The organism is Arthrobacter sp. Y3224198 (assembly GCF_059090025.1).
Map to the genome: position 1 here is coordinate 77,826 of NZ_JBNHFG010000010.1, position 24,271 is coordinate 102,096.

Below are 24,271 nucleotides of genomic sequence, written 5' to 3' on the forward strand. Positions count from 1 at the left end.
CGGGCCGAGTTTCGGGCGCGGCAGTGATGGAAATGCATCCAATGATGCCTGTGGTCGCGGTAAGCCCGGCGACGTCCCCTATAAGAGTGCGGACTACAAAAGCGCCGACCCGCATGGCGCGGCCCGCGACACAGACACCCGCTGTATCGCACCCGTTATCGCCTGCAGGAGCAATGCCGCCTGCAGGAGCAATGCCGCCTGCCGGGTCAACGGCGCCGGAAGGCGTATGTAGAGCAGGGTCCGTTGCTGCGCTGGCGTCGGTGATCCGGGAATTGTCCTCGGCTGAGGCGCTCGCCGGTATTGCTGCTGATTCCCAGGCGGGGCTGGTGGACCGGTTGAGGGCCCTGGAGGAATTGAAGGCTGCCGCCAGCGCGGCACAGGCGCGGGTCGCGTCGGCCTTGGATGCATCGGTGCGTGCCGGCCATGCCCGGGCGGGCTTGCCGGCGGAGAAGCAGGGGGTCGGGGTGGCCGCACAGGTTGCTCTGGCCCGGCGTGAGTCCCCAGCCAGGGGTGGCCGGATCCTGGGTTTCGCGAAAGCCCTGACTACGGAGATGCCGTGCACTCTTTCGGCGTTGTCTGAGGGTCGGATCAGTGAGTGGCGCGCAACCCTGCTGGTGCGGGAGACGGCATGCCTGAGCGTTGAGGACCGCAGGTTGGTGGACCGCGAGATTGCAGGGGACCCGTCCGTGTTGGAGGGGCTCGGGGATGGGCGGCTGATCGCCCTGATCCGGAAGATCACGTACCGGATTGATCAGGCGGCGTTGGTGCGGCGGGCGGCGAAGGCGGTGGAGGACCGGTATGTCTCCTGCCGTCCGGCCCCGGACACCATGACGTACCTGACCGGTCTGTTGCCGGTGGCACAGGGCGTGGCGGTGTTCGCGGCGTTGAGCCGGGAAGCGGATTCGTTGCGTGCCCGCGGTGATGTGAGGGGCCGGGGCCAGATCATGGCGGACACGATGGTGGAACGGATCACCGGGCAGGCCCAGGCGGAGCAGGTGCCGGTCGAGGTGCAGCTGGTAATGACGGACCGTTCGCTGCTGGCCGGGGACCGTGAGCCTGCGTTCCTGGCCGGGTACGGGATCGTGCCGGCGTTGTGGGCGAGGGACCTGGTCCGCAAGGCGACGGCACGGGGGACCCGGGAGAAGAAAAACGGGAGCGCTGCCTCTCCGCCGCCTGCCTCCCGACCGTCTGCCTCTTCACCATCCGGCCCGGGCACGGCACCGGATCCGGATCCGGATCCGGATCCGACAGGATTGTCCCTTACTTCCGGTGGCTTTCACTGGCAGCAGGCAGAGCAGGCAGAGCAGGCAGAGCAGGCAGAGCAGGCAGGTGTCTGGCTGCGCCGCCTCTACACCGCGCCGACCACAGGCGAGTTGATCAGCATGGATTCGAAGGCCCGTTTTGTGCCTGCGAACCTGACCCGGCTGATCACGGCTAGAGACCAGACCTGCCGAACGCTGTGGTGTGATGCACCCATCCGGCACATGGACCACATCCGACCGCACAAGGACGGCGGGGCCACCGATGCCCGAAACCTCCAAGGGCTGTGCGAGGCCTGCAACCACGCGAAGGAATCGCCAGGGTGGACGGCGAAGCCGGTAGCTGCGGGACCGCCGGGGGAGAGCGGACACATGCGGCACACCGTGGAAACCATGTCACCCACCGGTCATCGCTACCGGGCCACAGCCCCGCCTCTACCCGGCACCCCGATTACGGCCGGTGAGCGTACGACCACTGGGCTCATGGCCTGCGAACCTACCGTTGCCGGATGTGACCAGTGAACACGCCTCTCTGCCAACCTGGGGAGCAAACGGCCCGGGCGGACGCCACCCTATAAGCGGCGGCCCTGGCGGCCTGGTCCGGTGATCGACCCGGGTCTGATCTGGACGGGTCTGGCCTTGACCGCCCCACCCCCCCACCCAGCAGTCCCAACCCCGCCTGCCGGGGTCCTGCATAAATACAAGGCATACTTACTAATATGAGTCTCGAGTTCCCCCTGCCGAAGGGGCGCGCGGCAGGAAGGGATCCGCTGCGCATAGCCATCCTGTCCCACCTGCACCACCCCATCGCCAGCCCCTTCCTTGGCGGACTCGAGATGCACACGTCCCTCATGGCGGATGAGTTCGCTTGCCGCGGCCACGAGGTGACCCTCTTCGCCAAGGAAGGCTCCGCCACCACCGGCCGCATGGTCCCGGTACTGGACTCCTCCTTTGAATTCCGCCGCGGACTGGCCGCGGCCGACATGCGCCTCCAGCAGACCACCCTGGACAACGCCCTGCGGCGGGCCATGGATGCCGTTCGGCACGGCGGGTTCGACGTCGTCGTGAACAACTCGCTCAGTCTGCTGCCGTACATCGAGCTGGCCGACATGCCGATGCTGACCATCCTGCACACCCCGCCGCTGCCGTGGATTGTGGACGCGGTGGACGACGGCCGGGCGCCGCTCTCGCCGCTGCACCGGTTTCTCAGCGTGTCCGCCCGCAACGCCACCGGCTGGTCGGCGCATCTGCCGGACCTGCAGGTGGTGCACAACGGCATCCGACTGGCCGACTGGCCGGCCGGCGCACCCACGCGCGCCGGCGTCGCGGTCTGGGCCGGACGCGTCACGCCGGAAAAGGGGCTGCACATCGCCATCGACGCCGCACGTACGGCCGGCATGGAACTGCACTTCGCCGGTCCGATCAGTGACCGGAAGTACTTCGACCGGGTTGTTGCACCCCATCTGGGACAAGGCGTGAAGCACGTCGGCCACCTGGACCACCGCAGCCTCGCGGCCTTCCTGGCTTCGGGTGAGGTGTTCATCGCCTCTCCGGTCTGGTCCGAACCGTTCGGGCTCACCGCCCTCGAAGCCATGGCCTGCGGCACTCCGGTGGCTGCCCTGCCGTTGGGTGCCATGCCCGAAATCATTGATGCCGGCGCCGGCCGGCTCGCCTCGGGCCTTGGTGCCGACGCGCTGGCCGAGGCCGTCAGGTCAGCCCGAGTCCTGGACCGCACAGGCGTGCGCGAATCGGCCGCACGCTTCAGCGCCGCCACCATGGTGGACTCGTATGAGGCACAGGTGGAGTCACTGCTGCAGCCTGAGGGCCTGCCGTCGTCTTCGCCTACCTCCGCCGCCCTGGCACACTGACCGGAGCTGCATTTGCCTGCCCCACGCCTTCCCCGCATCGCCTACTACGCCCACCACCACGGCACCGGCCACCTGCGGCACGCGGCCAACATCGCCCGCCTGGGTGCCGTGGACCTGCTGGTCACCGGCACGCTGCCGCCCGGCGGCACTCCACGGTTGCCCGGCACCGCACGGTTCGCCGCGCTGCCGCCCGACGTCGGCCCTGACGGACCGTTTGCGCCCGGCCCCGGGGATTTCCTCCACTATGCCCCGGCCGCGTCCTTGGTCCGGGAACGGTTCGCCGAGCTGCACCGGCTGTGGCAGGACTTTGCCCCGGACGCAGTGGTGGTGGATGTGTCCGTGGAGGTCGCCGTGTTCGCCCGCCTCTGCGGATATCCGGTTATCCATCGCCGGATGCACGGGGACCGGACGGACACCCCGCACCGCCTGGCCTACGAATCGGTCAACGGGCTCATCGCCTATTTCCCCGACGCCATTGAAGATCCCGGGCACCTCTCCGTTTACGGCGGCAAAAGCACCTATTTGGGCATGCTCGCACCGGCCGCGGCTCCCGCACCGGGCACCGTGGAGGTCCGTCCGCGAACGGTGGCGGTGCAGACCTCGCTGGGCGGCAGCGGGGTACAGCTCTCGGACGTGCTTGCCGCCGCACGGCAGACCCCCGATTGGCGGTGGGAAATCATGGGCCGCACGGCCGGAACGCCGCAGGACCTGCCCGGCAACATCGACCTGCTGGGCGTGGTGGCCGATCCCGGCCCCCGGCTGGCAGCCGCAGATGTGGTGCTGACCTCGGGCGGGCACAACGCCGTTGCTGCCGCCGCAGCAGCCCGGCGCCCCGTGCTGGTGATCCCCGAACCCCGCCCGTTCCGGGAACAGGAACTTTTCGCCCGCTCCCTGACGACGGCCGGCGCCTCCTCCGTCCCGACGTTCGCCGAAGCGGGGGACTGGGCAGCCCTGCTTGAACGGCTGCGCGGTACCGATCCGGAGCAGTTGGGCCGCACGCTGCTGGTATCGGCAGACCGTTTCCGGGACCGTTTCCTCGCCGCCGTGGAAAGCGCCGTGTCAGGAACCGACGCGGACGCGGGGCACGAATTCAGCAGCGTGTGAGTCCGTTCCGGCTGCTCAATACGGTGCATCCACCCGCGCGGCCGCGAGTTCTGCAGCACCCGGGGACCTCAGCAGCCTGAGTTCGCTGCCGTTCCGGTCCCAGGACACATAGCCCTGGCGGTCGAAGGCCTCCAACCAGCCGGTCATGGGCCAGGCCCCCCATTTGCGCCGGAACACCCGGGCGTTGACCACAATGGATTGCACATGCTGCAGTGGGGGACGGTGCACTCCGTGGTGCTGGTGGAACATGGCGGCGGACGAGAAAGCCAGCGGGACGCCCTGTTCCCTCGCGGCAAAAGCGAAATCGGTGTCCTCCCCGCCGTATCCGGCAAAGGCCTCATCGAAGCCTCCGATCCGGTCGAAGACCGCCTGGTCGACGGCGAAGCCCAGGGACCAGAACAGGGCATATTCCTGCGAGACCGCGGCGGGTTGGCCTAGCTCCGGTGCCAACGCCGCCCTGGCATGGTGCGGAACCGAGCCCTGATGCAGCACCGTCACCTCGCCGTCGTCTGCCCAACGCTGTACCTCGGCGTCGGCGCGCAGGTAGCGCGGGGCGGCCATTACCAAACCGCCGGACCGGTCCAGGTCCGCCAGCAGCACGTCGAACATGTCCGGGGCCGGGATGCAGTCCACGTCCAGGAACACCAGGGCCGGGAACCGGGCAGCGGCCGCAGCGGCGTTGCGTGCCGCGCCGAGCGGGAGCGGCAGTCCGGTGCCGGATTCCACATGAACTCTCCGCAGGGGAAGCCGGCTGGGCGGCGGAACCGCCTCGGCCTGGTTCATGTAACAGACGATTATTTCCGCCGGCAGCCGGGTGGAACGGTTGATGCCCAGCACGGCATTGGCCAGATGCGCGTCCCTGCCGGAACTGATGATGAGCACCGAAAACTGCCGGTCACTGCCCGCGTATTGCCCCTGCATGCCTTCCTTCCGCCGGGAGCGCCCGTCATCAGGCGCCCGGAATTAGTAAGTATACTGAAGACGTTTTGGGCAGGCGGAACGCAGGGGAGGAAGCATGGGCACAGCGGATTCGATGATCAGGGTGGCATCTGTGCCGCACAGCCAGGTGTATATCCGCCACACGGACGCCGTTCCGGGGGAGCCTGGCTGCGTGGTGCGCCTGCCGGACCCGGATCCCCGCAACCCCGGCCAGTCGACGGAGGCGAAGTGGTGGCCGCCGGTGATGCTCGACGCCGAGTGGATCCGGGAGAACGCCGACACCTTCGACCTGATGCACATCCATTTCGGCTTCGATGCCATTTCTCCCGCCGACCTGCGCGCCGTCACCGAGGAGCTTAAGTCCCAGGGCAAGCCGCTCATCTACACGGTGCATGACCTGCGCAATCCACACCACCTCACCCCGGAAGCGCACGACGCGCAGCTGGATGTCCTGATTAACGCTGCCGATGACCTGATTACGCTGACCCCCGGCGCCGCCGCCGCCGTCGAACGCCGGTGGGGGCGCACGCCGCACGTGTTGCCGCACCCGCATGTGGTGGACCTGGCCGAATTGGAACGCCGGCAGGCAGAACGCCAGGCCGGGCCGGCGCGGCAGGAATTCCGGGTGGGCGTGCACCTGAAGAGCCTGCGCCCCAACATGATGGAGGGCGCCATCCTGCCCGCCCTGTTGGAGGCCGTGGAAGCACTGCCCGGCGCGGTGCTGCAGGTGAACGGACATCCGGACATCCTGGCACCGGGCGGAGACAAGTTCCGTCCCGAACTGCACAAGTGGCTCACCGAGGCGGCAGACGCCGGCCGGCTGGACCTGCAGGTGCGGGATTACTTTGATGAGCCGCAGCTGTGGGACTACCTCTCCAGCCTGGACGTCTCCGTGCTGCCCTATCGGTTCGGCACGCACTCCGGCTGGCTGGAGGCCTGCACGGACCTTGGCACCAGCGTGCTGGCACCGTCCTGCGGTTTCTATGCCCAGCAGCGGCCGTCCGTGACGGAATTCGTCCACAACGAGGACGGCCTGGATGCACAGTCCCTCGCCAACGCGCTGAAGCAGCTGCACGCGGAGCGGCCCTGGCCCGCCCTGAGCAGGGCAGAGCGGACCTCAGAACGACGCCGGGTGGCCGCCGCCCATGAAGCGGTCTACCGGTCCGCGCTGGCAGCCGCCGGGTAAGCAGCCGTCAGCCTGCCCGCAGTGCCTGTTCCAGCCCGGCGAGCAGCTCAGGTGTCAGCTGACTGCCCGGGAACCGGGCCAGCCGGCGCAGCGGCAGGCTGCCCATCATGGCCAGCGCACCGGCCATATCCGCGTCTGATCCGCCCAGGCCGCCCAGCAGCTGCTGTCCGCGAGGGTGTGCCAGCCACTGCGCAACTGTTGAGTCCAGGGTCAGGGCCTGCTCCGCGGCGCCCTCGGCGGGCAGCTCAACCGTGCCGCTGAGCCGGATGTCGCGGGATGAGGATCCGACGTCGATCCGGTGGGTCCCGCCGTCGGTAATCCACCGGTGCAGCAGAGGATCAAAGCGAGCCAGCGCGGAGGGCGGAAGCGTAAACACGAGGGTGTCGGAGGCGTTCGGGGCGAGGAAGACCTTGCTGAAGGCCCGCAGCTGACGCGGCGCGGAATCGGGTGCGCCGGCAGGGGAGCCCGAATACACCTGCACCACTTCGGCCCCGGCCCGGGAACCGGTGTTGGTGACGGTGACCTCCACCCGCACCGGATCGTCTCCGGAACCGGCGGTAACCGCAAGGCCGCTGTAGGCAAAGCTGGTGTAGGACAGGCCGTGCCCGAACGGGAAGGCCGGGGCTATGTCCCGTGCGTCGTACCAGCGGTAGCCCACCAGCAGGCCCTCACCGTAGCGGACGGTGCCGGCCTCCCCGGGATAGTTGCCGAAGGCAGGGGTGTCCTCGATCCGGTGCGGAAAGGTCTCGGCCAGCTTGCCGGAAGGATTAACCTCGCCGAGCAATACGTCCGCAAGCGCCTCGCCGCCGGCCTGCCCCGGGAGCCAGGCTTCCAGCACCGCCGGCACCTGCGCGGCCCACTCCGTCTCCACTGCCCCGCCGTTGTTCAAGACCACCACTGTCCAGGGATTGGCCGCCACGACGGCGCGCAGGATCTCCAGCTGGTTGTCCGGCAACCGCAGATCCGGGCGGTCAAAACCTTCAGATTCGCGGTCCGCCGGCAACCCCAGGAAAAACACCACGGCGTCGGCTGCAGCGGCTGCAGACTCCGCCTCGGCCGTTAGCCCGGCGTCGGACTCCCCGCCCAGCCGGTACCCGGGAGCAAAAACAGCGGCTGTGGTCCGCGCAGCCAGGGCTTCCAGGGGAACGCTGATCCGGGTCGGGGTGACCTGGGAGGAACCTGCCCCCTGATAGCGGGGCGTGCGGGCAAGTTCACCCACCACGGCCAGCCGGAGCTCCGGAGAGAACGGCAGGATGCCGCCCTCGTTCTTCAGCAGCACCATGGAGTTGGCAGCTGCCTCGCGGGCCAGTTGGTGGTGGGCGTCGCCATCAACGCCTGTGTGTACGGGATTGGCCGTCCGTTGGGCCAGCTGCAGCAGCCGCGCCACGGCTGTGTCAACCATGTCCCCGTTCACCGTGCCGGCGTCCAGGCCCGCCTGCAGTTCCACTGCCCCCAGGCCGTTGCTGGCCGGCATTTCCAGGTCCAACCCGGCGTCCAGGGCGGCAGCGCGGTCCGTAACCGCACCCCAGTCCGACATCACGAGCCCGTCAAAACCCCACTCCTCCCGCAGCACCGTAGTGAGCAACCACGCGTTCTCGGCAGCATGGACGCCGTTGACCTTGTTGTAGGCAGCCATCAGGGTCCACGGCCGGGAGCTGCGCACAACTGTCTCGAAGGCCCGCAGGTAGATTTCCCGCAGGGTCCGGTCATCCACGACGGCGTCGATCCGCATGCGATCGGCCTCCTGGTTGTTGGCGGCGAAATGCTTCGGGCATGCGGCCACGCCTTCAGCCTGTACGCCGCGGACCCAGGCTGCGCCCAGCAGTCCGGCCAGGAGCGGGTCTTCGGAAAAGTACTCGAAGTTGCGCCCGCACAACGGTGTCCGCTTGATGTTCAGCCCGGGACCGAGGATGACGTCCACGTGGGCAGCAGCCGCTTCGCGGGCTGCGGCGGTACCCAGCCGGAGCAGCAGATCGGGGTCCCACGAACATGCGGTGAGGCACTCGGCGGGAAAACAGGTGGCCGGGAGGGCATCGCCGAGGCCGGCGTCGGCATTGGTGCGGGCCCTGCGGAGTCCGTGCGGGCCGTCGGCAAGGACCAGCGGCCGCAGCTCCGCATCAGGAGCAGGTGCCGTTGTCCAGAAGGATGCCCCGGAGAGCAGCGCGATTTTCTCTGCCGCGGGGAGCGCCGCCGCGGGGGCCGGCAAGGCCGCCTCCGCGGGGGTGTTGGGGGAGCTGTCGGATCCGTGCGGGTTGGCAGGCGGCATGGGACGGAGTCTAGGACCGGAACACTGCATGCGGAAGAGCGCCCAACCGGTTGGCGCCGCGCAGGCCGCCCAATGCCGCAGGAGCCTGGCACCTGCGGTTAGTGTTTCGGTAATCAGCCGGGCGGCAAACCAAGTCTTATGACGGGAGCAGATCAATGATCAGCCATCTGGACCGTTACCGGCAGATCGCCGAGATCCTCTCCCGCAACGGGTTGGGATTCCTGGTCTCTGCGCTGGGGCTGGACCGCAGGATTCCCTTTCGCCGCCAGCCGCAACCGGAACAGGAATCCCGCCGCACCACCCCCGAGTACCTGCGCATTGCCCTCGAGGAACTGGGCCCGACCTACGTCAAGATAGGCCAGCTGCTGTCCACCCGGCCGGACCTGCTGCCGCCCGAGTACCAGCGGGAACTGGCCCGGCTGCAGGACGACGCCGCTCCCGTCCCGTGGCCCCGTATCCACGAGGAACTCCGGCAGGAGCTGGGGGCGGACCCGCTGGACACGTTCGGCTCCTTCAATACGGCCGTTATGGCCAGCGCCTCCATCGGCCAGGTCTATGCGGCCACGCTGAAGGACGGGACCGACGTGGTGGTCAAGGTACGGAGGCCGGGAATCGCCGAGGAAGTTGCCCAGGACCTGGAGATACTGCAGAACCTCGCCAACACCGCGAGCAAGCACTGGGAAGCTGCCCGGGCCTATGACCTCACGGGCCTGATGGAGGAATTTGCGCAAACCCTGCGTTCCGAACTGGACTACCTCCAGGAAGGCCGCAACGCCGACCGCTTCCAGCTGAACTTCGAAGACAGTGCGGCCATCAGCATCCCGAAGGTCTACTGGGAACAGACCACGTCGCGGGTGCTGACCATGGAACGCATGCACGGCATGAAAGTCACCGACACCGCGGCGCTGGATGCAGCCGGAATAGACCGCCCGGAGCTCGCCCGGGCCGCCACAGCCGCCGAAATGAAGATGGTGTTCGACGACGGGTTCTTCCACGCCGACCCCCACCCGGGCAACCTGTTTGTGGAACCCGGCGGCCGGGTGGGCCTCATCGACTTCGGCATGGTGGGGGAAGTGGATGAAAGGCTCAGGAACCAGCTGTCCGGGTTGTTTGTGGCGATTGTGCGCAAGGACCCGGAACGGATGGCCAACTCACTCCTGCGGATCAATGCGTCCGGTGAGCGGGTGGACCGCGTCAAACTGCGGATGGACCTCGGGCCGTTGATCCGGATGTACTCGGGCAAGGACCTGCGGACGGCGCCGGTCGGCAGCATAGTTACCACCGGACTGGGGATCCTGCGCACTCACCGCATCCAGCTGCCGCGCGAAATGGCGCTGATGCTGCGGATGCTGATCATGACAGAAGGCATGGGCGAAGTCCTGGATCCCGATTTCCGGCTGGGACCCGTGCTGGCGCCGTATGCCCGGCGGATGGCCCGCCAGCAGTTGAATCCGGTGAACTATGCCCGCCGGCTGGGGCGCGCCGGGACGGAAGTCCTGGAACTGGGCACCGAGCTGCCGGACCAGGTGCGCCGGCTGATCAACACCCTGGACTTCGAGGGGATGGAGGTGCACCTGCGTGCCGAGGAGCTGCTGCCGCTGGTGATCCGGCTGGAGCGCGTGGGCAACCGGTTGGTGGCGGCGATTTTCGCGTCCGCATTCATCCGCGGCGTAGGGGAGCTGACCCTGGGCGATTCCTCCCGGTGGAAGTCCTGGCAGGCGCCGCTGATGAGTGCCGGGCTTGCCTCCACGGGAGCACTCGGGGGGTATATTGCCTGGACCTCCCGCCGGGCACGCCTGCGCGGGCTGTGACACGGAGACGGCTGTGACACGGAGACGGCTTCGGCGGCAGTACGCCACCGAAGCCGTCTCCGCAGCTGCCTACGCAGTTGCCGGGCGTACCGGCGCAGCGGGCTTGGGCACGTCCAGGCCGAGTTCCGCCGTCGGGACATGTGCCGTCTCCCGGGCAGTGAAGGCGGAGACGGCGGCAATGGCGCAGATTACCGCGGTAAAGACGCTGGTGACGGCCCAGCCGCCTTCCTCCAGTCCGCCGATGGCCGCCACGATGGACGGTGCGAAACCGGCCATCAGGAAGCCCAGCTGGGTGCCGATGGCCAGTCCGGAGAAGCGGACCTTGGCACTGAACATCTCGCCGTAGAACGACGGCCAGACGGCGTTGGCCGCGGCATAGCCGCAGGAGAACACCGCAATGGACAACGCGAACTGCAGCAGGGTGTTCCCGGTTTCCATGGACAGCAGGTAGAAGGGCATGATCACCGCACTGGACACGGCGCCGTAAATGAACACCGGCCGCCGGCCGATCCGGTCGGCCAACCGGCCGAAGAGCGGCTGCGTCAGCAGTGCCACCACGTTGCCGGCGACCACCAGCCACAGCGTGATGTTTGCGTCGACGTCGCCCACTTCCGTGCCGTACTTGATGGCGAGGGTGCCGTACACGGTGGAGACGGCGGCAATGAAGGCACAGCAGATGACCCTCAGGACGTCCCGCCAGTGGTTTTTCAGGAGGACGCCCACCGGCAGCTTCGCAATCTCGTTGCGTTCCTTTGCTTCGGTAAAGGTGGGGGTTTCATGCAGCGAACGGCGGATGAAGTACGTCACCACCACCACTACGGCGCTCAGCCAGAACGGGATGCGCCAGCCGATGCCGTACTTCAGGTCATCGGGCAGGGCCACAACGGGAATGAAGACCAGGGCGGCCAGGATCTGCCCGCCCTGGGTGCCGGTGAGGGTCCAGGACGTAAAGAAGGAGCGGCGGTTGTCCGGGGCGTGTTCCAGGGTCATGGAACTGGCTCCGGCCTGCTCGCCGGCGGCGGACAGCCCCTGCATCAGGCGGCAGAAGACGAGCAGGGCGGGCGCCCACCAGCCGATGGTGTTGAAGTCCGGGAGGCAGCCGATCAGGAAGGTGGAACCGCCCATCAGCAGCAGCGTGAACATCAGGACCCGTTGGCGGCCCACCCGGTCACCGAAGTGGCCGAGGATCACGGCGCCCACGGGCCGGGCCACGTAGGCGAATCCGAAGGTGGCCAGGGACATCACGCTGGCCTGCGTGTCCGCGTCCGGAAAAAACACGCGGGGGAAGATGAGGGCGGCCGCGGAGCCGAAGATAAAGAAGTCGTAATACTCGACGGCGCTGCCCATGAAGCTGGCAGTGGCGGCTTTGCGCGGGGTTTTGCCCGGTGCTGATCCAGCGGGGGCGGATGCGTCCATTGCATCTCTCCTGACGTGGGCGGTGGGGTAGGTGCGCGGGGGAGGTGGTGCGCAGTTGCTGTGTAAAGGGAAGTGTGCGGAAAGCGCACGCGTGTGCATCATCCGTACGCTTGAAGTAATGTAGCTCACAGCAGGGGGACCGGCAACCCGTGGCGCAATACGCCCGCGGTGGAACGTCACGAACCCGGAAGACCAGAGCAGCACCGGAAGACCAGAGCAGCACCGGGAGGAACAGGGCCATGAGCGGCACCGGAGAATCATTTATTGTCGGCCTGATCGGCGAGGGGATCGACGCCTCGCTCACCCCGCCCATGCACGAGCGGGAAGCCGCACACCATGGCCTGCCCTATATCTACCGCCCCATTGATCTCACCCGGCTGGGCCGTCCGGGATCCGATGCGGGGCAGCTGCTGCGTTGGGGGCGGGACCTCGGGTTCAACGCCTTCAACGTCACCCACCCGTGCAAACAGCTGGTCCTGGCGGAGCTGGATGAAGTGTCAGACGACGCCGCCCGGCTGGGTGCCGTCAACACCGTCCTGATCAGGGACGGCCGGTTCATCGGTCACAACACCGATTTCTCCGGCTTCCGCGGCGCACTGGCGGAGGGCCTTCCGGGGGCCGCACTGGACTCGGTGGTGCAGCTTGGCGCCGGCGGTGCCGGCGCGGCGGTGGCTTACGCCCTGCTCGCTGCCGGCACGCGGAACCTCACCCTCCTGGACCTCAATCCGGAACGCGCCGCCGAACGGGCCGCCGCCCTGGCCGGACTGTTCCCGGACCGGCACGTCACCGCCGGCACCCCGGCTGATCTCTCCCCGGCCCTGGCAGCTGCCGACGGACTGGTACATGCCACGCCGGTGGGCATGCACTCCCACCCCGGCGCCGCCGTCGACCCGGCGCTGCTTGATCCCGCCCAGTGGGTGGCCGACGTCGTGTACCGTCCGGTGGACACCGAACTGATCCGCGGGGCCCGGGCCAGGGGGTGCCGCGTCCTGGACGGAGGCAGGATGGCAGTGGGCCAGGCGGTGGATGCGTTTGCGCTGATCACCGGCATCCGGCCCGACCCCGCACGGATGTATGCGCATTTCCTGGAACTGATCGCACAGGGCCGCTGAGGCCGGAACGGGAGCACCATGCGTACCTCAATAGCCACTGTCTGCCTCAGCGGAACCCTCGAAGAGAAAATGCGCGCGTGCGCCGACGCCGGGTTTGACGGCATCGAGATCTTCGAACCGGACCTGGTGGCCTCGCCCTCCAGCCCGGAGCAGATCCGCGGGCTGGCCCAAACCCTTGGGCTGACGCTGGATCTCTACCAGCCGTTCCGTGATTTCGAAGGCGTGGACGAGGCCCGGCTGGAAGCCAACCTGCTGCGGGCGGAGGCCAAGTTTGCACTGATGAACCGGCTCGGCATCGACACCATGCTGCTCTGCAGCAACGTCGGCACCGCCACGGTGGATGACGACGCCGCCGTTGCCGCCCAGCTGCGGCGCCTTGGCGGGCTGGCCGCCGGTTACGGGGTGAGGGTGGCCTATGAGGCCCTGGCGTGGGGCCGCTATGTGAACGACTTCGAACACGCCCAGCGCCTGGTGGATCTGGCCGACCACCCCAACATCGGCACCTGCCTGGACAGCTTCCACATCCTTTCGCGCGGCTGGGACCCGGCCGCGATCGAAAAGATTCCGGCGGAGAAGATCTTCTTCGTCCAGCTTGCCGACGCCCCGGAACTGTCCCTGGACGTGTTGTCCTGGAGCCGGCACTACCGGGTCTTTCCCGGCCAGGGGGCCTTTGACCTGGTGGCCTTTATGGCGCACCTGGTCCGCAGCGGCTACGACGGTCCCGTGTCCCTGGAAATCTTCAACGACGTGTTCCGCCAGACTGCGGAGGAACGTACGGCTGTGGATGCCATGCGGTCCTTGATCTGGCTGGAGGAGCGCACGGCCGCCTACCTGTCGGAGCGCGACGGCGGTGCCCGCCACCCCATGTCGCTGGCCACCCTGCCGCGGGTCGCCGAACCCAGCGGCTTCAACTTTGCCGAGGTGAAGGCGGAAGACCCGGCTTCCGTGTCCGCCCTCCTGCACCAGCTGGGCTTCAGCTGCCAGGGACGGCACCGGACCAAACCAGTGCAGTTGTGGACCTCCGGCGGGGCGCGGGTCATCATTAACGGACAGCAGGCCAACGGCCTGGAACCGGGTATTTCCGCTTTGGGGCTGGATGTCCAGGATCCGCAGGCGGCGGCCTCCCGCGCCCTGCAGTTGCGGGCGCGCCCGGTACCGCGGCGCAGCCAGGCCGATGAGCAGGTGCTGCAGGCGGTGTTCGCCCCCGATTCCACTGAAGTCTTCCTCTGCGAGGCCACCGGCGACGGCACGGCTGCCTGGGCCGGGGAATTCGGCCCCGCATCCGGCGGCAGCACCGGGGAACCGCTGATCACCGCCATCGACCACATCAATCTGTCCCAGCCCTGGCAGCACTTCGATGAGGCGGTGCTCTTCTACGAATCCACGCTGTCCCTGGCCCCGGTGGCCTCGCAGGAAGTGCCCAGCCCCATGGGCCTGGTCCGCAGCCAGGTCATGCGCAGTGCCGACGGCGCCGTGCGGCTGGCGCTGAATATCGCTCCGCTCAGCATTGAGTCAGCACCCGGAGACGCGGAGTATCCCCAGCATGTCGCTTTCGCCGCAACGGACCTGCCAGGCGTTGCCCGGCGGGCTGCAGCCCGCGGCCTGCGCTTCCTGCCGGTGCCCGCGAACTACTACGAGGACCTTGCCGCCCGGTTCCGGCTGGACCCCGGTTTCCTGGGGATGCTGAAGGAGCTGAACCTGCTGTACGACCGCGATGACGACGGCGAGTTCCTGCACTTCTATACCGCCACCGTGGGGAACGTGTTCTTCGAAGTGGTGGAGCGGCGAGGGAAATACGACGGCTACGGTGCCCCCAACGCACCGGTCCGGCTGGCATCCCAGTATCTTGCCGCCCAGGGCGGGTTGTAAGGAGACAGCGTGGGGGACGGCATGGAAACGGAGAAAGAGGACGCGGCGGAGGGTTACTTCGTCAAATCCGTGGAGAAGGCCTTTGCCGTGCTGGGCGCGTTCAGCGAGGACATGCCTGAACACACGGTCAGCTCTGCTGCCGCGGCCGCCGGCACCAGCCGGGCCGCAGCCCGCCGGTTCCTGCTGACCCTGCGGGACCTGGGCTACGTCCGCTTCGACGGCACCGTGTTCCGCTTGGCGCCCCGGACCCTGGATATCGGTGCCTCCTTCCTTGCTCACCTGTCCCTGCCGCACGTTGCCGATCCGCACTTGAAGCAGCTGTCCGCACTGCTGGGGGAGACAACGTCATTGTGCATTCTTGACGGCCCCGACGTCGTGTACGTTTCCCGGATCACCTCCCCGCGGCTGGTGCGGGTGGCGGTCAACGTGGGGACCCGGTTCCCGGCCTGGGCTACCTCCATGGGCAGGGTGCTGCTGGCCGCGCTGCCGGAACCGGAACAGGAAGCCTATTTCGCCGGCGTGCAGATCCGCCGGCATACGCCCAGTACCGTGGCGGATGTGGACCAGCTGCGACGGGTGGTGCGCCAGGCGGGCACCGATGGTTTCTCCCGGGTGGCGGACGAGCTGGAAAACGGTCTGCGGGGTGTGGCGGTGCCGGTCCGCGGTGCCGGCGGCGAGGTGGTGGCAGCAGCCAACGTCTCGCTCCAGCTGCACAGCTCACCGAACGAGCGGATCGAGGATACCGTGGTTCCGCACCTGCGGGCCGCCGCGGACCGGATTACCGGTGACCTCGGCGGCCGCGCTTAGGCGGAAATACTCAGTCGCTGTACTCGCTGGCCTTGTAGATGCTCAGGCCCAGCGCCTTGGCAACCTGCGCCACGGCTGCCTGCGCCTTGACGCTGTTGCCGGCAGGGTCAAGCGGAGGGGCAAATCCGGCGATAGCCAGCTTGCCCGGCATCACGGCCAGGATTCCACCTCCCACGCCGCTTTTGCCCGGCAGCCCCACCCGGTAGGCCCAGTCCCCGGACGCGGTGTACATGCCCTCCATGGTCATCTCGGCGAGCATGGCCGGCACGTGTGCCTGCTGCACCACGCGGTCTCCGGTCAGCGGGTTTACGCCCTTGTTGGCGATCGTGGCGCCCATGGCGGCCAGGTCCCTCGCCGTCACCAGGGTCGAGCATTGCCGGGTGTAGACATCGCACGCCTGCATAGGGTCGGAGTACATTGTCCCGCCGGAATAGAGCAGCCACGCGATCGCCCGGTTGTGGAAGTTCGTGGACTGCTCGGATTCGTTCACCTCGTCGCTCAGTGTGATCCTGCGTCCGGCGAACGCGCTCTGGACCTGCAGGATGGCTTCCCACCGGTCTTCTGCAGTGTCCCCGGGGATCAGCGATACCGTGGACATGGCGCCGGCGTTGACCAGCGGTGAGACCGGTGTGTTTCCGTGCAGTGCCACGGAAATCACCGAGTTGAAGGGCTCTCCGGTCGGGTCCGCCCCCACTTTCTCCTGAAAGGTCTCCAATCCCACCTTCTCCATCGCCCAGGCCATGGAGAACACCTTGGAAATGGATTCGAGGGCGAATTCGAAACCGGTGTCACCGGCTTCGAACAGCTGCCCGTCTGCCGTCATCACGCAGACACCGAAGAGGGCGGGGTCCACTGAGGCGAGATACGGGATGTAGCTGGCGTTTTGACCTCCTGCATCATTCCTGTGGTCGTCGTAGGCGGTTTTAACCGCATCGGCTATGGCTGTTGTATCGAGTTTCATACCGCTGTGCTCCCGCCTGTGCCGCCCGCGCCCGGACGCCTGGTGTCTGTGGATGCAGTACCCGCCGCAGTGGTGGCAGCGTGTTCGCCCTCGTGCCCCGGCTGCTGCAGGTGTTCGGCAGGGTGCGATGCCTTGGCATGTTCACCGTGGCCGCCCTCGCCATGCGAGAAACTGATAGGCGAGCCCGAGGACTCCGCTTCCCGCGTGAGCTGCTGGGTGGAGATGCTCGACTCCGTCACCGTTCCCGGGTTGGAATGCTCGATCTGCCAGGTAAACGGCACAAACTCACTGGACGGATCCCGCCAGTGCGGCTTCCGGAATGCGTAAATAACGAACGGCAGAAGCACCATCAGCACTGCGCCGCCCACCAGGATGCCCACGTAGACCGCGGGGGAGCCCACGGCAATCTGCGCGGGAGGGATGAAGCTGAAGGAGAAGGCCATCAGCGCACCCAGGAACCCGACGCCGGCCACAATCCACATCCCCACGTCCCCGCCGGGCACCCGGTAGGGTCGGGGGCGGTTCGGCTGGCTGTACCGGAGGTAGATGGCCGAGGCAAACATCAGCATGTACATGATCAGGTAAAGGATCACGGTCAGCTGGCTGAGGATCTGGTAGGCAGCCTGCACCGACGGCAGGACCACATACACCAGGCCCAGGCCGGTCACCACAAACGCCTGGAAGAACAGGATGTGCGTTCCCATCCCGTGCTTGTTGGTGTGCTGCCAGAAGCGCGGAAGGTAACCGGCTTTGGCCACGGCGAGCATACCCGTGGACGGACCGGCCACCCATGTAACCACGCCCGCCAGCACGCCGATCAGCAGCATGGCGGCGACAACCGGCCCTGCCCACCCGATACCGGCCCACTCGAACATGTCGTTGTAGGAGGTCAGCAGCGACTGGGTGAGGTTGATGTCCGCCTGCGGCACCACAAACGCGATCGCCAGCGTCCCCAGCACAAAGATGATCACCGTGCCGGCCGCCGCAATGAGCACTGCGATGGGATAGTCGCGCGTCGGGTTCTTGACCTCCTTGACATGGATGGCGTTCATTTCCATGCCGGCATAAAAGAGGAAAATCGACGCGGCCAGGACCACATTGGAGAAGTTGCCGAAGTCCGGCAGCAGTTCGCCCCAACCCATCTGGATCTGGGGGGTGTTTCCTGCAAAGAAGTAGGAAAAGCCGAGCACGATAAGGATGACCGCCGGAATGATCGTGCCGATGATGCCGCCCCACTGGCTCACTTTGGAGAATGCTGCCGCCCCGCGGAAAGCGATGAACGTGGCCAGCCAGTAGACCACCAGGACCACTGCCAGGACAAACAGCTTGTTCCCGGCCAGCTGGGCATCCAGGTTTTGGTTCTCGCCGGTGTAGGCCAGCGATACGGCACCGAACGTGAGGACGGTGGGGAACCAGATGGTGACTTCAATGAAAAGCATGAACATGGCGAGGAAGGCCCAGCGGGGGCCGAAAGCCTCACCGACCCATCGGAAGACGCCCCCGGTTTCCGGCCATCCGGTGGCCAGTTCCGCAGCCACAATGGAGACAGGGACCAGGAAAACCACCGCGGCGAATACATAGTAGAAAACCGAACTCAGCCCGTATTCCGCCTCCGAGGGAAGGCCGCGGAGGCTCACCACGGCCACAATGTTCATAACGGCCAGTGCGCCGATGGTGATCTGGGCCTTTTGCCGCGCGGATGCCTTTTGTTGCGGGTCTTTCGTTGATGTAGTGGAATTTGCTGCCTTCGAATCACTCATTCCACCCACCTCCTGGGACTAGTGATGGAAGCCGGGGTGCTCCGACTCGCGGGGCATGGGCGCGTTCAGCTGGTCCAGGTAGGAGGTCTCCCGGCGGATGTCCGTCAGCAGGTCCTCCGCCAGGTCCATGCTCAGGCCGTTGCGGACCACAATGCGCTCAACGGTCAGGTTGGCGAGGTTGTCCGGCATGGGATAGGCCGGCACCAGCCAGCCCTTGGTCCGCAGCCGCTCGGCCAGGTCATACAGGTTCCATTTGTCGGTGTGCCCTTCCTTCAGCCGCCAGGCGAACACTGGAATGTCCGAGCCGTCGTTCCACAACTCGAAGGGACCCATCTCCGCTATCCCGCTGGAAAGATGCAGTGCCACGTCCTGCGAGGCCTGCTGCACCTTGGCATAGCCCTCCCGGCCGAGGCGGAGGAACAGATAGAACTGCAGGACCACCTGGGCACCGGGACGGGAGAAATTCAGCGCGAAGGTGGGCATGTCCCCGCCCAGGTAGCTGACGTAGAAGATCAGGTCTTCCGGCAGCCACTGGCGCTCCCGCCAGACCACCCAGCCCAGGCCCGGGTAGACCAGGCCGTACTTGTGGCCGGAGGTGCTGATGGAGTGGACGCGTTCCACCCGGAAGTCCCACTCCAGATCCTGCTGGATGAACGGGGCAATCATCCCGCCGGATGCGGCGTCCACATGGATCGGAATATCCAGCCCGGTGGAGGCCTGGATCTCGTCCAGCTTGCCCGCGATCTCCTTTACGGGTTCGTACATGCCGGTGTAGGTCACGCCCATGATGGCAACGACGCCGATGGTGTTCTCATCAACGTATTTCTCCAGCTCAAACCCGTCCAGGCACTTGTGCTCTTCGGAAATCGGCACCAGCCGGGCCTCAATATCGAAGTAGTTGCAGAACTTCTCCCAGCACACCTGCACCGCGGAACTCATCACCATATTGGGGCGGTCCACAGATTTTCCCTCGCTGCGGCGCTTATGCTGCCACAGCCGCTTCATGGCCAGGCCGCCCAGCATGCAGGCTTCGGAAGAGCCGACCGTGGAGGTGCCGATGGTTCCGTGCGGGTCCGGCGAGTTCCAGAGATCTGCAAGGATCCGCCAGCAGTTCTGCTCTATCTGCGCCGTCTGCGGATACTCATCCTTGTCGATCATGTTCTTGTCGAACGTCTCGCTGTAGAGCCGGTTAGCGTAGTCGTCCATCCACGTGGTCACGAACGTGGCCAGGTTCAGCCGGGCGTTGCCGTCCAGCATGGTTTCATCGTGCACAATCTGGTAGGCCGTCTCCGGCTGCATCTGCCCGTCGGGCAGTCTGAACTTGGGGGCGGATGTCTCTTCCCCTGGACGGGCAAAAAGTGGATTTACGGAAAATGAATCCGGTTTGTTCTGCGCCATTTTCGAAGCCTCTCCTTGACGGAATGCCAACCGGCATCGGGCCGCAGTGAACGGCAGGGAAACCCCACAAGGCTGTGCGCACCAAAGACTATACGCAGGCCGAAAACCCAATACCAGACCCCGGCCGACCCCACGCGCCGCGCGGCCGAAACCGTGCAAAAGCGGCCGCGGATCCGGGTTTTGGCCCGGATTCCATTGAGGGTGGCGACCCTGCGGACGTAACCTGACGCCACCGATGTTCCTCCGCAGCCCGGCCCGGTCCTGCACCCCGGCGCGGACCCCCGGACCAGAACCAGGAGATATCCATGGCTTCACTTGCAAGGCGCGAACGCTTCGAACTTCCAGAGCAGGTCCGCAAGTTCTTCGACGGGGACTGGGAAGTTCCCGCATTTCCGATCGAGGAGTACCAGGACGGCTCGTCCATGGTGATCCGGGCGGAACTGCCCAACATCAACCCGGAACAGGACCTGGACGTCACGGTCAGCGACGGCATGCTGCACATCAAGGGGCAGCGGCGCGAACAATCCGAGCACAAGGGACGGCACGGCTACCGCTCCGAGTTCCGCTACGGCTCCTTTACCCGGGAAATCGCACTGCCCAGCGGTGCCGGCCAGGACGACGTCACGGCCACCTACAACGACGGCGTCCTGGAGGTACGCGTCCCGGTTCCCGAGGTGGGGCCCTCCTCGAAGAAGGTACCCATTTCGCGAGGCTAGGCTCCGCCGCGGACGGCGTCCCTGAACCGGAAGGACCGGCATGAGCACGCAGGCGGCGCAGCAGCGGCGAACCTACCCTGACTGGCTGGTCATTGCCACCCTGGCCGGCGGCGGGATAGTCGTTTCCCTGGAAAAGACCGCGGTGGTCCCGCTGCTCCCGGAATATCCGCGGATCTTCGGGGTCACCAGCGACGATGTGTCCTGGATGGTCACCATTACGCTGCTGGCCGCTGCCGTGGCCACGCCTATCGTCTCGCGCCTCGCTGATATGTACGGCAAGCGGCGGATGCTCCTGGTGGCCATGGCCTTGATGGTTGTGGGAGCGTTCACCGCCTCGATCGGCGGGACGTTCATCTGGGCCCTCATAGGCCGCGGTCTCCAGGGATTCGCCGGGGCAGTGATACCGGTGGGGATCAGCATCCTCCGGGACGCCCTCCCGCAGCGCCGGATCGCCGGCGCTGTCTCCCTGATGAGCGCCAGTTTCGGTATCGGCAGTGCCCTGGGCCTGCCGATGTCGGGTTTTATCTATGACCGGCTGGGCTGGCGGGCCACGTTCTGGGTGGTGGGGGTGATCGGTGCGGTCCTGATCGCCGCCGTCATCGCCTTTGTGCCGGAATCGAAGGTCCGCACCCCCGCCCGCTTCGACTACACCGGAGCCCTTCTGCTGTCAGGCGGAATGACCGCACTGCTGCTGGCCATCACCAAGGGCGGCGTTTGGGGTTGGACCAGTTACACCGTCATTGGCCTCTTTTCGGCAGCCGCCGTCTTTTTTGCCCTCTGGTTCCCCGCCGAGCTGCGCAACGGGCAGCCGCTGGTGGACCTGCGCACCTCCGCCCGCAGACCGGTCCTGCTCACGAACATAGGTGCGGTGCTTGTCGGGTTCTCCATGTATGCCAACATGCTGGTAACCACGCAGCAACTGCAGCTTTCCCGGGAAACCGGCTTTGGGTTCGGGCTGAGCGTGGTGGTGGCAGGACTGACCATGATCCCCTCGGGTCTGGCAATGGTGGCTGCCGCCCCGGTTTCGGCCCGGATCACCAACCGCTTCGGCGCCCGGGCCACCATGGTCAGCGGCTGTGCTGTCATGGCGCTCGGCTACCTCTGGCGGATCCTGTTTGTCGGTACCGTCACCGAAATCATTACCGGGGCAGTGATCGTCTCCGTGGGCACGGCCATGTCGATGGCTGCCATGCCCACCCTCATCATGAGCAACGTCCCGCTGACCGATACGGCTGCAGCCAACGGCGTAAACACCCTGCTGCGTTCGGTGGGTACATCCACCTGCAGCGCGGTGGTGGCCACGGTCCTGGCCTCGCTGACGATCAGTATCGGCGGGAGTACCTTCCCCAGCCTTGATGCCTTCCGCTCGATTTTCGTCCTGGCCGGCCTCGCAGCATTGGCCGCCACCGGGGTTTCCTGCCTCATTCCGCGTTCCCGCCGGCACGAGGCCACCCATCCGGACCTGCATGCTGCTGGGGACCGGCAGCAACCGGAGAGGGCGGACGCCAAACGGGAAATCATGGTTCGCGGACGAATGCTGTCGGCCTTGGACGGCAAACCGGTGCCGCGGGGTACCGTGACGGCCCTGGACATCGACGGACGTCCCACCGACTGGGACCGGGCCGACGACGACGGCCGCTACGCCGTCGTGCTGCCGGGGGACGGCAGGTATGTGCTGGTGGCCAGCCAGGCCCAATGGCGGCCCGTATCGGAAATCCTTTCCTTTCCCGGGGCACCGGAGACCAGGGACATCCACCTCCGCCAGCGGCTGGCCCTCACCGGCCGGATACTGCATGAGGGCCGTCCGCTGCCGGGCGCCCTGGTGGTTCTGGTCCGCCCCGGCGGCCAGCCCTCCCTGTCCGTCCGGTCCGATGCCGACGGCAACTTCGACGTGCCCTTGCCCGGTGCCGGATCCTACGTCCTGAGCGTTGTGGAACCGGACGGCACCAACACGCACACCAGGCGAGTGGTGCTGCCGGCGATGGACACGGATATCGACGTCGAACTGGGGCGGGTCCGGCCCAGGACGGTGCTGCGCATCTGAGCACCCCGGAACGCGGCCGCCGGTACTCCGGAGGAGAGCAAGCGCACATCCGCCGCTTTGGTCCCCACCTGCCCAAGCGCATACGATCGATCTGGCGTAAAGCGGGGTTTCGGCAGCACGAGCCGAAACGGAACCCGCAGCGCGGACTTTTTTTCACTCGTCTTAGTTAGGGTATGCGGTGGATCTCACCCTCATGGTCGCGCTGGTGATCGCGCTGGCCTTATTTTTCGACTTCACCAACGGTTTTCACGACACCGCCAATGCGATGGCAACGCCCATCGCCACCGGCGCCATCAAACCGAAAACCGCCGTGGCACTGGCGGCCGTGCTCAACCTCGTGGGCGCTTTCCTCTCCACCGAAGTAGCCAAAACCATCTCCCACGGCCTCATCCGCGAGGGTGACGGCGGAATCCAGATCACCCCCGTGATGATCTTTGCCGGCCTGATGGGCGCCGTGGTCTGGAACCTGATCACCTGGCTCAAGGGCCTTCCCAGCAGCTCCTCCCACGCCCTGTTCGGCGGCCTCATCGGCGCCGCGGTGGTCGGTGCCGGTTTTGGCTCCGTGGACTTCTCGGTGCTGGTATCCAAGGTGGTGCTGCCGGCCCTGATCGCTCCGGCCATCGCCGGGCTGGTGGCCTACCTGGCCACCAAGCTCGCCTACCGGATCACCCGCCGGCACGACCCGGACTCGGGGGAGAAGCTGCCCCGCAAGCGCGGCGGCTTCCGCTACGCCCAGATCTTCTCCTCGTCCCTGGTGGCCCTGGCCCACGGTACCAATGATGCGCAGAAGACCATGGGCGTCATCACCCTGGTGCTGGTGGCAGGCGGCCTGCAGACGCACGGCACCGGCCCGCAGTTCTGGGTAGTCGCAGCGTGTGCCGTGGCCATTGCCGCCGGCACCTACGCCGGCGGCTGGCGCATCATCCGCACCATGGGATCGGGCCTGACTGAGGTCAAGCCCGCCCAGGGATTCGCCGCGGAAACCAGCACCGCTGCCGCCATCCTGGCGTCCTCCCATCTGGGCTTCGCCCTGTCCACCACGCAGGTCGCCTCCGGTTCGGTTATCGGTTCGGGCCTGGGCCGCAAGGGCGCCGTGGTCCGCTGGGGAACGGCCGGCCGCGTCGCCAGCGGCTGGCTCCTCACCTTGCCGGCTGCAGCCGCCATGGGTGCCATTACCGCAGCTATCGCCACCCTGGGGATGGCGGGCGTGGTGATTGACGCCGTCGCCGGCACACTGATCATCCTCGGTATCTTCCTCTGGTCCCGCCGGGACAAGGTCACCCACGACAACGCCGTGAGCGGCATCGAAAACGCCGGCGAAGTGGTGCAGATCAAGAAGCGCCGCGGCAAGGGCAAGAACAAGAACAAGGGCGGAAAATCCGCCAAGCCCGCCGCCAAGGGCAGGAACAGCTCCAAGGGCGGCAAGAACAAGAACGGCAAGAACTCCGGTAAGAACACCGGCAAGGTCAAGGCAGGCTCCAAATGAACATCCACTGGCTGGACTACCTCGTGGTCTTCGGCGTCACCCTGGTAGCCGCGCTGACCGTGGTCGGCATCTATTCCTTCGGGGTGCGGCTGTACGCCGTGTCCCAGGATGAGGAAACCGCGTCCGTTCCGGGCAACCGCGCGGCGCTGGCGAAAGCCGGCGCGTTCACCTGCTTCGGCCTCAGTGCCGTGGCAGTGCTGTACGGCATCTACCTGATTGTCCCGGCACTGCACGGTTAGCCAGGGCGCAGACCGGCGAAGAAGGCCCGC

Annotated in this window: 18 protein-coding genes; 12 read left to right on the forward strand and 6 right to left on the reverse strand. The window is 66.7% G+C overall.

The window, feature by feature from the left end; translation table 11 throughout:
* Positions 1–113: 113 nt before the first annotated feature.
* The 3 genes from AC5RUF_RS07835 to AC5RUF_RS07845 all read left to right on the forward strand — a co-directional run bounded on the left by AC5RUF_RS07835 (position 114) and on the right by AC5RUF_RS07845 (position 4,231).
* A complete protein-coding gene (locus AC5RUF_RS07835) occupies positions 114–1,781 on the forward strand; it encodes an HNH endonuclease (RefSeq protein WP_494130203.1) in 1,668 nt (555 codons plus the stop codon).
* 197 nt (positions 1,782–1,978) lie between these two features.
* Positions 1,979–3,127, forward strand: coding sequence for a glycosyltransferase (locus AC5RUF_RS07840; protein WP_494130204.1), 1,149 nt, complete (start codon positions 1,979–1,981; stop codon positions 3,125–3,127).
* A gap of 12 nt (positions 3,128–3,139) precedes the next feature.
* On the forward strand, positions 3,140–4,231 hold the full coding sequence (locus AC5RUF_RS07845) for a glycosyl transferase (protein ID WP_494130205.1): 1,092 nt from the start codon (positions 3,140–3,142) through the stop codon (positions 4,229–4,231).
* Positions 4,232–4,246: 15 nt separating this feature from the next.
* Here the strand turns inward: AC5RUF_RS07845 and AC5RUF_RS07850 are convergent, their stop codons facing one another.
* Positions 4,247–5,152 (reverse strand): galactosyltransferase-related protein, encoded by a 906-nt coding sequence (locus tag AC5RUF_RS07850; protein ID WP_494130206.1) that lies wholly within the window; start codon positions 5,150–5,152, stop codon positions 4,247–4,249.
* Between the two features lie 94 nt (positions 5,153–5,246).
* Between AC5RUF_RS07850 and AC5RUF_RS07855 the strand changes: the two genes are divergently transcribed.
* Positions 5,247–6,356, forward strand: coding sequence for a glycosyltransferase family protein (locus tag AC5RUF_RS07855; protein ID WP_494130207.1), 1,110 nt, complete (start codon positions 5,247–5,249; stop codon positions 6,354–6,356).
* A gap of 7 nt (positions 6,357–6,363) precedes the next feature.
* Here the strand turns inward: AC5RUF_RS07855 and AC5RUF_RS07860 are convergent, their stop codons facing one another.
* Positions 6,364–8,622, reverse strand: coding sequence for a glycoside hydrolase family 3 C-terminal domain-containing protein (locus AC5RUF_RS07860; RefSeq protein ID WP_494130208.1), 2,259 nt, complete (start codon positions 8,620–8,622; stop codon positions 6,364–6,366).
* A gap of 155 nt (positions 8,623–8,777) precedes the next feature.
* Here AC5RUF_RS07860 and AC5RUF_RS07865 point away from each other — a divergent pair, with 155 nt between their 5' ends.
* Positions 8,778–10,433: an ABC1 kinase family protein gene (locus tag AC5RUF_RS07865; protein WP_493997269.1), complete on the forward strand. Its 1,656-nt coding sequence runs from the start codon at positions 8,778–8,780 to the stop codon at positions 10,431–10,433.
* A gap of 69 nt (positions 10,434–10,502) precedes the next feature.
* On the opposite strand, the gene AC5RUF_RS07870 is transcribed toward AC5RUF_RS07865, so the two are convergent.
* On the reverse strand, positions 10,503–11,849 hold the full coding sequence (locus AC5RUF_RS07870; RefSeq protein WP_493997270.1) for an MFS transporter: 1,347 nt from the start codon (positions 11,847–11,849) through the stop codon (positions 10,503–10,505).
* A 239-nt stretch (positions 11,850–12,088) separates the two neighbouring features.
* Here AC5RUF_RS07870 and AC5RUF_RS07875 point away from each other — a divergent pair, with 239 nt between their 5' ends.
* The 3 genes from AC5RUF_RS07875 to AC5RUF_RS07885 are packed head-to-tail and all read left to right on the forward strand — an operon-like array spanning position 12,089 to position 15,637.
* Complete coding sequence (locus AC5RUF_RS07875) at positions 12,089–12,961, forward strand: shikimate dehydrogenase (RefSeq protein WP_494130209.1); 873 nt, start codon at positions 12,089–12,091, stop codon at positions 12,959–12,961.
* 18 nt (positions 12,962–12,979) lie between these two features.
* Positions 12,980–14,830, forward strand: a complete 1,851-nt coding sequence (locus AC5RUF_RS07880) for a bifunctional sugar phosphate isomerase/epimerase/4-hydroxyphenylpyruvate dioxygenase family protein (RefSeq protein WP_493996349.1) — start codon at positions 12,980–12,982, stop codon at positions 14,828–14,830.
* Positions 14,831–14,839: 9 nt separating this feature from the next.
* The gene (locus AC5RUF_RS07885; RefSeq protein ID WP_493996350.1) at positions 14,840–15,637 is read left to right on the forward strand and encodes an IclR family transcriptional regulator domain-containing protein; all 798 of its coding nucleotides are present in this window, start codon (positions 14,840–14,842) and stop codon (positions 15,635–15,637) included.
* A 10-nt stretch (positions 15,638–15,647) separates the two neighbouring features.
* Here the strand turns inward: AC5RUF_RS07885 and glsA are convergent, their stop codons facing one another.
* The 3 genes from glsA to gad are packed head-to-tail and all read right to left on the reverse strand — an operon-like array spanning position 15,648 to position 19,756.
* Positions 15,648–16,598, reverse strand: coding sequence for a glutaminase A (glsA, locus tag AC5RUF_RS07890; protein ID WP_493996351.1), 951 nt, complete (start codon positions 16,596–16,598; stop codon positions 15,648–15,650).
* Entirely contained in the window at positions 16,595–18,358 is a 1,764-nt protein-coding gene (gadC, locus tag AC5RUF_RS07895) for a glutamine/gamma-aminobutyrate antiporter GadC (RefSeq protein ID WP_493996352.1), read from the reverse strand. The genes glsA and gadC overlap by 4 nt, the downstream gene beginning before the upstream one ends.
* Before the next feature lie 18 nt (positions 18,359–18,376).
* Positions 18,377–19,756 carry a glutamate decarboxylase gene (gene gad, locus AC5RUF_RS07900; protein ID WP_493996353.1) on the reverse strand — a complete coding sequence of 460 codons (1,380 nt, stop codon included), beginning with the start codon at positions 19,754–19,756 and terminating at the stop codon, positions 18,377–18,379.
* Positions 19,757–20,061: 305 nt separating this feature from the next.
* Between gad and AC5RUF_RS07905 the strand changes: the two genes are divergently transcribed.
* The 4 genes from AC5RUF_RS07905 to AC5RUF_RS07920 all read left to right on the forward strand — a co-directional run bounded on the left by AC5RUF_RS07905 (position 20,062) and on the right by AC5RUF_RS07920 (position 24,241).
* Complete coding sequence (locus tag AC5RUF_RS07905) at positions 20,062–20,472, forward strand: Hsp20/alpha crystallin family protein (RefSeq protein ID WP_493996354.1); 411 nt, start codon at positions 20,062–20,064, stop codon at positions 20,470–20,472.
* A gap of 40 nt (positions 20,473–20,512) precedes the next feature.
* Positions 20,513–22,516 (forward strand): MFS transporter, encoded by a 2,004-nt coding sequence (locus AC5RUF_RS07910; protein WP_494130210.1) that lies wholly within the window; start codon positions 20,513–20,515, stop codon positions 22,514–22,516.
* Between the two features lie 178 nt (positions 22,517–22,694).
* The gene (locus tag AC5RUF_RS07915; RefSeq protein ID WP_493996356.1) at positions 22,695–24,002 is read left to right on the forward strand and encodes an inorganic phosphate transporter; all 1,308 of its coding nucleotides are present in this window, start codon (positions 22,695–22,697) and stop codon (positions 24,000–24,002) included.
* On the forward strand, positions 23,999–24,241 hold the full coding sequence (locus AC5RUF_RS07920; RefSeq protein WP_493996357.1) for a hypothetical protein: 243 nt from the start codon (positions 23,999–24,001) through the stop codon (positions 24,239–24,241). Before AC5RUF_RS07915 ends, AC5RUF_RS07920 begins: the two co-directional genes overlap by 4 nt.
* The last annotated feature ends 30 nt before the right edge of the window (positions 24,242–24,271 follow it).